Source organism: Rhizobium bangladeshense, assembly GCF_017357245.1.
Lineage (GTDB): Bacteria > Pseudomonadota > Alphaproteobacteria > Rhizobiales > Rhizobiaceae > Rhizobium > Rhizobium bangladeshense.
This window is the reverse complement of record NZ_CP071612.1, coordinates 2897125-2909476: the sequence shown is the minus strand read 5'-3', so window position 1 is coordinate 2909476 and position 12352 is coordinate 2897125. Positions and strand designations below refer to the sequence as shown.

Here is a 12352-nt window from a genome sequence, read left to right as displayed (position 1 = left end):
CTCAACTACAATGAGAAACAGTTTCGTGGAGTAAAAAAATTACCGGTGCATGCACAATTTTGTGCATTGCTACAAACCGCCGGTCGGCGTCGAATATACCTACGAAACTATTGATTCTTAGGAACGCCGTGGCCATCTCGATGGTTATACGGCTTAGAGCCTGCGGCATAACCTTAATGGAGGTCCCATGCTGAGTGAATCCGTATTCGATGCGTTTACCCGCAGTTATGAAGCACGCCGCGAAAGCGACATGTCGGTTTCGGAATATCTCGATCTCTGCAAAACCGAGCCGATCGCCTATGCCAACGCGACCGAGCGTTTGCTCGCTGCAATAGGCGAACCGCAGATGGTGGATACCGCCAGGGACGCGCGCCTCGGCAGGATCTTCATGAACAGGACCATCCGGGTTTATCCCGCCTTTGCCGGCTTTCACGGCATGGAAGAGACAATCGAACGCATCGTTTCCTTCTTTCGGCATGCGGCACAGGGGCTCGAGGAGCGCAAGCAGATTCTTTATCTGCTCGGTCCGGTCGGCGGCGGCAAGTCCTCGCTCGCGGAGCGGCTGAAGCAGTTGATGGAGGTTCATCCGATCTACGTGCTGAAGGCGGGTGAAGAAATCAGTCCCGTATTCGAAAGCCCGCTCAACCTCTTCGACCCGGAGACGATGGGCTCGCTCCTGCAGGAGCAGTACGGCATCCCGCTGCGGCGTCTGCACGGATTGATGAGCCCGTGGTGCCTAAAGCGGCTCGATGATTTTGGAGGCGATATCTCGCGATTCCGCGTCGTCAGGATACAACCTTCGCGATTGCGCCAGATCGCAATTGCAAAGACCGAGCCTGGAGATGAGAACAATCAGGACATCTCCTCGCTGGTCGGCAAGGTCGATATCCGCAAGCTGGAAACCTACTCCCAGAACGATCCCGACGCCTACAGCTATTCGGGTGGGCTGAACCGCGCTAATCAGGGCATCCTCGAATTCGTCGAAATGTTCAAGGCCCCGATCAAGATGCTGCATCCGCTGCTGACGGCAACGCAGGAGGGCAATTATATCGGCTCCGAGAATATCGGCGCCATACCTTTCTCCGGTATCGTCCTTGCTCATTCGAATGAGGCGGAGTGGCAGACCTTCAAGGCCAACAAGAACAATGAGGCGTTCATCGACCGTATCTGCGTAATCAAAGTGCCCTATTGCCTGAGGGTGACGGAGGAACAGAAGATCTACGAAAAGCTGATTGAGGGATCGGAGCTGGCGGACGCACCCTGCGCTCCGGCAACGCTCGAAATGCTGGCGCGTTTCTCCGTCCTTTCGCGGCTTCGCAAACACGAGAACTCGACGTTCTTCTCGAAGATGCGCACCTATGATGGTGAGAGCCTGAAGGAAAGCGATCCGCGCGCCCGCAGCGTCCAGGAATACCGGGATGCTGCCGGCATCGACGAAGGCATGGACGGAATATCGACCCGCTTCGCCTTCAAGGTCCTCGCGTCCACCTTCAATCACGATACAACGGATATCGGTGCCGATCCTGTCCATCTGATGTATGTGCTGGAACAGGCGATCCGTCGCGAGCAGTTTCCCGATGATGTCGAGAAGCGGTATCTGGAATTCATCAAGGCCGATCTGGCGCCACGCTACGCAGAGTTCATTGGCAACGAGATTCAGAAGGCCTATCTTGAATCCTATGCGGACTACGGACAGAATTTGTTCGACCGCTATGTTGATTATGCCGATGCCTGGATCGAAGATGTGGACTTCAAGGATCCCGATACTGGCCAGCTTCTCGACCGCGAGCTCCTCAACCAGGAGCTGACGAAGATCGAAAAGCCGGCGGGAATCGCCAATCCGAAGGATTTCCGAAACGAAATCGTCAAGTTCTCGCTGAGATCGCGGGCAGCCAACGGCGGAAAAAATCCGTCATGGACGAGCTACGAGAAAATCCGGGAAGTCATCGAGAAACGTATGTTCTCGCAGGTCGAAGATCTCTTGCCGGTCATTTCCTTCGGGTCGAAGAAGGATTCGGAAACAGAAAAGAAGCATAGCGAATTCGTCTCGCGCATGGCCGCGCGAGGTTACACGGAACGGCAGGTTCGGCGCCTTGTCGAATGGTACATGCGCGTCAAACAGGCAAGTTAATGCGGAGCCATTATGCACATTGTCGACCGGCGGCTAAATCCGCGCGGTAAAAGTCTGGAAAATCGTCAGCGGTTCCTTCGACGCATGAAGGGAGCCGTGCAGCAGGCGGTGAAACGTTCGCTGCAAAATCGAAACATTCGAGACGTGCTCGACGGTGGGGAGATCAGCCTGCCGATCGATGGGATGGCCGAACCAAGCTTTCGACGGGGCGAAGGCGGCATCGCCGACCACATCCTGCCAGGAAACCGGGCTTTCGTCGAAGGGGACATCATTCCGCGGCCGCCGGGCGGGAAGGGGGGGAAACCAAAAGATGCAGGCGAAGGCGACGGTGAGGATGGCTTCCGTTTCGTCCTGACGCGGGAGGAATTCCTCGATGTGTTCCTTGACGACCTCGAATTGCCAGACCTTGCCAAGCGGCGTCTAGCCGAAACCGAGGAGGAAACGCCGTTCCGCGCCGGCTATTCCGTCTCTGGATCGCCCTCCAACATTGCGGTCGGTCGCACCACGAAGCTTGCGATGATGCGCCGCGTTGCCCTTGGCCGCCCACGCCGCGAAGAGATCGAAGCCCTGCAGCGGCAGATCGAGGAATGCGAGGACGACGAGAACCGTCTGGCGCTTGAGGCAAAACTGAAATCCCTAACGGAAAAAAGCCGACGCATTCCCTATATCGATCCGCTCGACGTTCGATATCGCCGCTTCGAAAACGAGCCGAAGCCCGTCGCCAAAGCGGTGATGTTCTGCCTGATGGACGTTTCGGGCTCCATGTCCGAGCACATGAAGGATCTTGCGAAGCGGTTCTATCTGCTGCTCTATCTTTTCCTCTCGAAGCGCTACAAGAAAGTGGAAATCGTCTTCATCCGCCATACCGACAGGGCTGAGGAGGTCGATGAGGAAACCTTCTTCTACGGTCCGGCGACCGGCGGCACCTTGGTATCCAGTGCGCTGGCGGCAATGCGGGCGATCATCGCGGCGCGTTTCGACCCGGCTGAATGGAACATCTATGGCGCCCAGGCCTCGGACGGCGACAACGCCCATTCGGACGGAAACCTGACCGGACAGTTGCTGCGCGAGATTTTGCCATTGTGCCAGTATTTCGCCTATATCGAGGTCGGTGAGGAAGGCGGCGATTCTTCAGTGTCGCGGTCGCCCCTCTGGATGCTCTATGACGGGATCCGTTCCGAACCGCTGCCGCTTTCGATGCGCAAGGTCTGCCGGCGCAGCGAGATATTCCCAGTTTTCCACGATCTCTTCCAGAAACGTGACGCACAGTCGAGGGTGACGCCATGACCATGACAGTGAGGCCGAGAGAGCGGCTCTTGTTCGAGGGGGCCGACTGGGACTTTGCTACGCTCCAGCGCATCCACGATGCGTGCGAGGAGATCGCGCTCGGTGAGCTCGGCCTCGATGTCTATCCGAACCAGATCGAGGTCATCACCTCGGAGCAGATGCTGGATGCCTATTCCTCAACCGGCATGCCGCTCTTTTACCGGCACTGGTCCTTCGGAAAACATTTTGCGCATCATGAAACCTTCTACCGCCGCGGGATGCGCGACCTTGCCTACGAAATCGTTATCAACAGCTCTCCCTGCATCTCCTATCTGATGGAGGAGAACACGGCGACGATGCAGACGCTCGTCACCGCCCATGCGGCCTTCGGCCACAACCACTTCTTCAAGAACAACTATCTCTTCAAGCTCTGGACCGATGCGGAAGGAATTCTCGATTATCTGGATTTCGCCAAAGGTTATATCACCCGCTGCGAAGAGCGTTATGGCGAGACGGCCGTCGAAAGGACGCTCGATGCGGCGCATGCGCTGATGTCGCATGGGGTGCATCGTTATGCCGGCAAGACCACCATTGACCTTCGCCAGGAAGAGAAGCGGGAGCAGGAGCGTCGTGCCCACGAGGAGCAGATGTTCAACGACCTGTGGCGCACGGTTCCCGTCGGCAAGGCGAAGAAGGCGGGTGACATCGGCTTGGAAAAGCGGCGTGCGGCGCTCGGTCTTCCGCAGGATAACATCCTCTATTTTCTCGAGAAGTCCGCGCCCAGGCTGCAGCCGTGGCAGCGCGAGATCCTTCGCATCGTCCGCCATGTCGCGCAATATTTTCATCCCCAGCGGCAGACCAAGGTGATGAATGAGGGAACCGCCACCTTCGTGCATTACCAGATCATGAACCGGCTTCACGAACGCGGGCAGATCAGCGACGGGAGCTTCCTCGAATTCCTCAAGTCGCACGCCAATGTTGTCTTCCAGCCAAATTACGACGACCGTCGTTTCTCGGGCTTCAATCCCTATGCGCTTGGTTTTGCGATGATGCAGGACATCGAGAGGATCGTCACGAAGCCGACGGAAGAGGACCGGGCATGGTTTCCCGATATCGCGGGGCGAGGCGATGCGATGGGGGTCCTGCGCGACGTCTGGGCGAATTATCGGGACGAAAGTTTCATCAGCCAGTTCCTGAGCCCGAACCTGATCCGCCGGTTGCGGCTGTTTCATCTCTACGACGACCCGGAACAGACCGAAGGCGTGCTGGTTTCGGCAATTCACAATGAGCGCGGCTATCTGCGCATTCGCCGCCAGCTCTCCCGTGAATACGACATCGGCTGGACCGATCCGGCAATCGATATCGTCGATGTCGATCTCGCCGGCGACCGTCGGCTGTTGCTGCAGCACATCGTCATGAACGGCTGCTATCTGCAGGAAAGCGACACAAAGCTCGTGCTGCAGCATCTCGCCGATCTCTGGGGCTACGACGTCTTGCTTCAGGAAATCGACGGTTCGAACACCGTGGCGAGGGAGCACGCGGCGACCCCGCGCAAGATTGTTCAGTCATAGCGTTTTCCCTGAGGCGCCGGATTGGAAACGCCTGGCGGCCTGTGTTGGGTTGGGTTTTGCCCGCATTTCAGAGTCTTCAAAGGTCGATGACTGGGCGAGCTAAAGAAGCTGAACCGGTAACGTTCGGACATAATGGGTCTGATTGGCAATTATCGGTGGCAACAATGGCAAAGCCTTCGTAATCTGCCGCTGCTGCGATCGCTCCATCGATCTCCTTAACCGGATTCAGCCTTTGCAGCATCTTCCGGGTCGGAGAGCGCGGGAAGAGTGACCATGGGTGAAACGCGGCGGAAGCTGACGACTATCTTCTGTGCTGACGTGCAGGACTATACGCGGCTGATGGGGGCCGACGAGGAGGGGACGCTGGCGACCCTGAAGCGCTGCCGCGACGCGATGGGGCATTTGATCGAAAGCCATGGCGGTCGTGTCGTCAACACCTGGGGCGACGGGCTGATCGCAGATTTTCCGAGCGTCGTCGAAGCGGTGCGCGCGGCCGTCGATACCCAGAACGAACCTGCCGGCTTCAATGCCGGCCGCCCGAGCGACGGGCGCATGCTCTTCCGCATCGGCATCAATCTCGGCGACGTGATCGTCGAAGGCGACGACATCTATGGCGATGGCGTCAATATCGCAGCGCGGCTGCAGACGTCGGCGGCGCCGGGCGGCATCGTCATATCGAGCACCGTATATGATCAGGTGCGCAACAAAGTGGCGGTTGGTTTCGAGTTTCTCGGGCCGCTGATGGTAAAGAACGTCGACCAGGGCGTGCCGAGCTATGCGGTCAGAATCGGCGGCGGAGGCGAGGAGGCGGCGCCTGCCGAGAGAGCCGCTGCCCGACCGCAGCCGGCCTCCGCCAGCATGGACGCGGCAAGGCCCGTTTCCGGCGGACGAAGGCTGTTTGCCGTGTTCGGCGTCATCGCCGCGGTGCTGATTGGCATCAATCTCCTGTCGTGGCAGGGCGTTTTCTGGGCGCGCTTTCCCCTACTTGTGCTCGCCGTCGTTGCGGCGCTCGCCTGGAATCGCGACCAGACCTGGTTCGACCGCAAGACAGCCGCCTTCGCGATCGTGGCGCTCGGTATTATCGGCATTAATATGCTCACCTGGGAAGGCCGCTTTTGGGCGGTCTGGCCGACGCTCGGGCTGGCGGCGGCGGCTGGCCTGCGATGGTCATTGCGTCGCTAGACCTGTCACTGGTTTTACCGCGTAATCTGCCTCGCAATCAGTGACGTCAAGCAATTTTCAAGCTTCGTTCAAGCAAAAGTGAGCGGCTGGGTTATTTCCATTCTTTGCTGGTATTACAAATCGGTAATCCCGGGTGCTTATGCTTGCTGTTAAGCTGCAAACGCGCGATATTGTCGCATCAGACGGCATCAAGATCCTTGTATGCATATCTCGGATTTTGGTCCCGCAGCGCCTCTTTCGACCGACCCTTGTCCAACCTCGAGTCCCTCCGGAGACGTGAATGGCCTTTTGGAAGCAGTTTGTACTTTCTCTTATCGTCATCATTGCCGGCTTTTCCGCGTGGGTTTCCTTCGCGCCCGGCGCCGGCGATACGATGCGCGATGCAGGCATTCCGGAGAGCCTCGTTTCCATGATCGCGCCGAAGGCCGACGAGACGGCCGATGCCGGTGCTCGGGCCGGGGCGCGAGGCCAGCGGCCCGATGGGGCTGAGGATCAAGGACAGAACCGCCGCAGCGGCGGCGGGCGCAACAGCGCCATTCTCGTCGTGACCCAGGCGGTCGTTCAAGGCGTCGTCAACGACCGGCTGAACGCCATCGGTACGGGCGATGCGATCCGTTCCGTCGCGGTGACGCCGCAGGCGTCGGGGACGATTCGCGAAATCCTCATCAAATCGGGCGACAAGGTGAAGGCGGACCAGGTGATCGCCAAGCTCGACAGCGAGGAGCAGGTGATTGCCCGGGGCCAGGCGGATGTGGCGGTGAAAGCCGCAGTCGAGAAGTCTAATCTCTATCACAACATCAAGTCCAGCGTATCGCGCATGGACGTGTTCGATTCCGAGATCGCCGAGCAGGGCGCGCGGCTGCAGCTGCAGGCCGCAGAGCTCAATCTCGCACGGCGCAATATCACGGCTCCGATCGACGGCATCGTCGGCATCGTGCCGGTCAATATCGGCGACAACGTCACGACGACCACGCCGATCGTGACGCTTGACGACCGATCGGAAATCCTCGTCGATTTCTGGGTGCCGGAGCGCTTCGCCAACACAGTCGAGGTGGGCCAGCCGGTCGAGGCGATGTCGGTGGCCAAGCCGGGGCAGGTGTTTTTCGGAGTGGTCGAGGCGGTGGACAACCGCATCGATGCGGCCAGCCGGACGCTGCGCCTGCGCGCCAGGATCGATAATTCCTCGGACGAGCTGCGCGCGGGCATGTCCTTCAGCGTCAGCATGAAATTTCCCGGCGATAAATACCCGGCGGTCGATCCGCAGTCTGTGCAGTGGGATTCGCAAGGGTCCTTCGTCTGGAGGGTCACCGACGACAAGTCGCACAAGGTTCGCGTGAGCATCGTGCAACGCAATCCTGATTTCATTCTCGTCAAGGCCGACCTTAAGGACGGCGACAAGATCGTGACTCAGGGCCTGCAGCGCGTGCGCGAGGGCGGGGCAGTGCGCGTCACTGGAGATGTCGCCTCGAGCGGGGAGGTCGCGACCCAATGAGTGTGACCGAACTGCCTCAGGACCGAGCGTCGGGCAAGCAGAGCTTCACCGCGCTTTTCGTTCGTCGGCCGATCCTGGCGCTGGTGTTCAACACGCTGATGGTCGTCGCCGGCCTTGCGGCTTATGTCGGCGTCGAAGTGCGCGAACTGCCCGATGTCGACCGCCCCGTCGTCACCGTGCGCACCACCTTCGACGGCGCATCGCCGCAGACGATCGACCAGGAACTGACAAAGGCCATCGAAGGCGCGGTCGCCCGCGTCAGTGGCCTGAAATCAATCTCGTCCACTTCTTCCTTCGGCCAGAGCAGAGTGACGCTGGAATTCTCCGATAAGATCGACCTCGCGGTCGCCGCCAACGACGTGCGAGACGCGATCGGCCGCATCACCCAGAACCTGCCCGAGGAGGCGGATGCGCCGCAGATCGTCAAGGCGGATTCGGATTCCTCTGCGATCATGCGCCTTGCCGTCACCTCCACCAAGCTCAACATGGACGATCTGACGCAGCTCGTCGAGAATGAGGTGATCGATCGGCTGGCTTCTGTCGATGGCGTGGCCGACGTCGAGGAATATGGCGACCAGGAGAAGGTCTTCCGCGTCGATGTCGACCAGGGCGCGCTTGCGAGCCGCGGGCTGACGATCGGCGACCTGACGAAGGCGCTTGACAATGCCGCACTCGACGTGCCGGCTGGTTCGCTGAAGAGCACGACGCAGGACATCGTCGTGCGCGCCACCGCCAACCTGCAGACGCCGGCGGATTTCTCGAATGTGATGCTGCAGGACCGCGTCCGGCTCGGCGATGTCGCGACGGTGACGCTCGGGCCTCGTGACGGCGATACCGCATTGCGCTCCAACGGCAAGCCCGGCATCGGCCTCGGGATTATCCGCCAGGCGCAGTCGAATACGCTCAATATCTCGACCGGCATCAAGGCTGCCGTCGAGCAGTTGTCGAAGACGCTGCCCGAGGGAACGACGATCGCCATCACCAGCGACGACGCCGTCTTCATCCAGGGCGCGATCCATGAGGTGGTGCTGGCGCTGGTGCTCGCCGCCGTCATCGTCACTGCCGTCATCTATCTCTTCCTGCGCGACTGGCGGGCGACGCTGATCCCTGCCGTCAGCATGCCTGTGGCGCTGATCGGGACCTTGGCCGCGATCTACATGGTCGGCTTCTCGATCAATATCCTGACGCTGCTCGCCATCGTGCTGGCGACCGGCCTCGTCGTCGACGATGCGATCGTGGTGCTCGAAAACATCGTGCGGCGGCGCGCCGAGGGCATGGGGCCGCGCGCGGCCGCCGTGCTCGGCACGCGCGAGGTGTTCTTCGCCGTCATTGCGACGACGGCGACGCTCGCTGCGGTCTTCATTCCGCTTTCTTTCCTGCCGGGACAGGTCGGCGGCCTGTTCCGCGAATTCGGTTTTGTGCTCGCCTTCTCGGTCGGGCTATCGTCGATCGTGGCGCTGACATTGTGCCCGATGCTCGCCTCGCGCATGCTGACGAAGCCGATGATAGAGGATCACGGGGCGCTCGGCCGCTTCGGCGGCGTGCTCGCCCGTCTCTACAAATGGGCGCTGCAAGGCTGCCTCAACGCTCCCTTCGTCGTGATCCTGTTCTCGGTCATCTTCGCCGGTGCGGCGCTCATCGCTTTCTCCACCGTCAAGAGTGAACTGACGCCGGAAGAGGACCGGTCGCTGGTGATGATGCGGCTAACGACGCCGCAGGGATCGAGCCTCGAATATACCCGCGACAAGATGCAGCTCGTCGAGGAATATCTGCAGCCGCTGGTCGACAGCGGCGATATTCGCAACGTCTTCTCGATCTCCGGCCAGGGCGGTTCGCTGAACAGCGGCTTCATGGTGCTCACACTTGCGCCATGGGGAGAGCGCCACCGGACGCAGGCGGAGATTGTCGGCGATATCAATCAGGCGGCCGCCAAGGTGCCGGCGCTACGCGGCAACGCTATATCCTCCAACAGCCTGCGCATCCGCGGTGCCGGCAGCGGCGTGCAGATGGCGCTGGTCGGCAATGATCACGAGGCGTTGACGGCGGCCGCCGCCAAGCTGGTGCAGGCGCTCGACGCCACCGGCCAATATGACACGCCGCGCCTGACCAACGAGCCCAGCCAGGCGCAGGTATCGGTGGCGATTGACCGTGAGCGCGCCTCGGATCTTGGCATCGACATCACCGGGCTTTCGACCGCGATCCAGTCGCTGCTCGAAGGGCGCTCCGTGGTCGATGTCTTCGTCGATGGCGAATCCTATCCCGTGCTGCTGACCTCGACGACGCGGCCGATCGACGATCCGACTGATCTCGAAAACGTGTTCCTGAAAACCGGCGACGGCAAGATCGTGCCGATGTCGGTCATCGCCACGATGAAGGAAGGTTCGGTCGCGCCTCAGCTGAACCGAGAGCAGCAGCTCGCCTCCGTCGCTATCACCGCCGGTCTCAAGAACGGCATGTCGCTCGGCGATGCCGTCAGACAGGTGACCGAGCTCGCCGAGCCGCTGCTGCCGCCAGGCGCTCGTCTGCTGCCGCTTGCGGAAGCTGCAACGCTGGAAGAGAATTCGAACGGCATGGCTCTGACCTTCGGCTTCGCCATCGTGATCATCTTCCTGGTGCTGGCGGCGCAGTTCGAAAGCGTGCTGTCCTCGCTGATCATCATGTCGACCGTGCCGCTCGGCCTTGCCTGCGCCGTCTTCGCATTGATCATCACCGGTTCCAGCCTCAACATTTACAGTCAGATTGGCCTCGTGCTTCTCGTCGGCGTCATGGCGAAAAACGGCATTCTGATCGTCGAATTCGCCAATCAGCTGCGCGACAAGGGCGAGGACGTGCGATCCTCGATCGAGAAGGCCTGCGCTTTGCGCCTTCGCCCTGTGATGATGACGATGATCGCCACCATCCTCGGCGGTGTGCCCCTGGTCTTTGCCCATGGCGCGGGTGCGGAAGCGCGCGTGGCGCTCGGGTGGGTGATCGTCGGCGGCCTCGGCTTCGCCACGCTGGTGACGCTGTTCATCACGCCGGTCGCCTATCTCCTGGTTGCGCGCTTCGCCAAGCCGCACGCCCATGAGGAAGCGCGCCTGCACGAGGAAATGTCGGTGGCGACAAGGCCGCGTCCGGCGCCGGACGAGGAGCAGCTGCAGGCCGCCGAATAAGCTTTCCATTCGAGTTGTACGCGCCCGTCGGACCTCGTTCGGCGCTGCCTCTTTATGGTGTATGAACCATTGCGAAATAAGATAAATTTCATCCGAAGATTAGCCGTTTGTTAAGTATAAACGGCAATGATCGTGGCCAGGAACCGACTAGTCTTCTTCGTTTTTGAAGGCTCAATGCGCTGGAGGCCCAGCGACCCCGGACATGAGTGTCTGCGCGGAAGGTTCATTCCTGTTCTGTTGCGTTCTGTTGTGTTTTTGGAGTTTAGTTCCGTGAGTCTCTACCAGCGCGTCTCCGTTGATGCGGCGCTCTATGTGCTGCGTGATATCAATCGCAATATGACCGTGACGCAGAACCACATAACGACAGGTATGCGTGTCGCGAAAGCGGCCGACAACGCCGTTTACTGGTCGATCGCTACCACCGCACGCACCGACAACAAGGCCGTTTCAGCAATCCAGGACGCGCTCGGCATGGCGGCTGCCACGATGGGCACGGCCTATACCGGCGTCCAGAACGTCATCGATGTCGTCTCCGAGATCAAGGCCAAGCTTGTCGCCGCCACCGAGGAAGGGGTCGATAAGAACAAGATCAACGAAGAGCTCAAGCAGTTGCAGGAGCAACTGCGCAGCGTTTCGGAATCGGCGAGCTTCAACAGCGACAACTGGGTGATCCTCAACAATGATGCGACGCCGACGCAGCCGCGGCAGATCCCGGCGTCCTTTATCCGCAATGCCGACGGCACGATTTCAATCGGCATGCTGAGCTACCACATCGACAACACGCCTGTGGGGGCGACGACTTCCAAGGACGCGCGCTACCTGATCGACGACCGCGCCACCGGCTCGGGCGAATACGGCGTGCTGACCTCGGCCTATTTCGCCACGGAGCTCGGGGCCGCGCAGAACTACGTGCTGATGACCAGCAAAAACGGCAGCACAGCAGGGCAGGTCGTCATTTCGCTATCGGCAACCACGACGCAAGGCCAGATCGGCCAGATGATCAGCGTTGTCGATGCCGCGCTGACGCAGCTGACGACAGTCGGATCGGCCTTCGGGGCGCTGGAAAAACGCATCGAGCTGCAGAACGACTTCGCCACCCAGCTGCACGACAACATCACCGCCGGCATCGGCAGGCTCGTCGACGCCGATATGGAGGAAGAGTCGAGCAGGCTCAGGGCGCTGCAGACGCAGCAACAGCTCGGCCTGCAATCGCTGAATATCGCCAACGCGACCTACGATACCGTCAGGCAGCTGTTCCAAAATTTTTAAGGGTGTGATTGGACGCTGGAGCGGTGCTGCACTGTCTAATCGACTACCAGGATACCAGCGCTCGACCTTGAGGGCGTGCCAACCCACTCCCCCTCATTCCTGTGAACGATCACAGGAATGGGGGAGAAGCGGGAGCTCCCACGATGCGCTTAAAATCTGGTGATATCAGCGCATCGCTGCAACATGGCTGCTGTTTCGGCGCCTGAAATTCCCCTATCAAGAGAACTCTTCATTTTCTTGCCGTAATCCTTGCCATTTGCTCGCATCAGTTTTGAACGGAGACCATCCT

General features: G+C 60.1%; 7 protein-coding genes. All 7 read left to right on the top strand.

Going from position 1 to position 12352, the window contains the following annotated elements; translation table 11 throughout:
- The first annotated feature begins 187 nt into the window (after nucleotides 1-187).
- Nucleotides 188-2131 carry a PrkA family serine protein kinase gene (locus J2J98_RS14200; RefSeq protein WP_138393179.1) on the top strand — a complete coding sequence of 648 codons (1944 nt, stop codon included), beginning with the start codon at nucleotides 188-190 and terminating at the stop codon, nucleotides 2129-2131.
- A gap of 12 nt (nucleotides 2132-2143) precedes the next feature.
- Complete coding sequence (locus tag J2J98_RS14195) at nucleotides 2144-3418, top strand: YeaH/YhbH family protein (protein ID WP_064705565.1); 1275 nt, start codon at nucleotides 2144-2146, stop codon at nucleotides 3416-3418.
- Nucleotides 3415-4968, top strand: a complete 1554-nt coding sequence (locus tag J2J98_RS14190) for a SpoVR family protein (protein ID WP_207601394.1) — start codon at nucleotides 3415-3417, stop codon at nucleotides 4966-4968. The genes J2J98_RS14195 and J2J98_RS14190 overlap by 4 nt, the downstream gene beginning before the upstream one ends.
- Nucleotides 4969-5241: 273 nt before the next feature.
- Nucleotides 5242-6150, top strand: coding sequence for an adenylate/guanylate cyclase domain-containing protein (locus J2J98_RS14185; RefSeq protein WP_207601393.1), 909 nt, complete (start codon nucleotides 5242-5244; stop codon nucleotides 6148-6150).
- A 280-nt stretch (nucleotides 6151-6430) separates the two neighbouring features.
- Nucleotides 6431-7642 (top strand): efflux RND transporter periplasmic adaptor subunit, encoded by a 1212-nt coding sequence (locus J2J98_RS14180; protein WP_207601392.1) that lies wholly within the window; start codon nucleotides 6431-6433, stop codon nucleotides 7640-7642.
- Nucleotides 7639-10794: an efflux RND transporter permease subunit gene (locus tag J2J98_RS14175; RefSeq protein WP_207601391.1), complete on the top strand. Its 3156-nt coding sequence runs from the start codon at nucleotides 7639-7641 to the stop codon at nucleotides 10792-10794. Before J2J98_RS14180 ends, J2J98_RS14175 begins: the two co-directional genes overlap by 4 nt.
- A 270-nt stretch (nucleotides 10795-11064) precedes the next feature.
- Nucleotides 11065-12063 (top strand): flagellin N-terminal helical domain-containing protein, encoded by a 999-nt coding sequence (locus J2J98_RS14170; protein WP_064705560.1) that lies wholly within the window; start codon nucleotides 11065-11067, stop codon nucleotides 12061-12063.
- Nucleotides 12064-12352 lie beyond the last annotated feature (289 nt).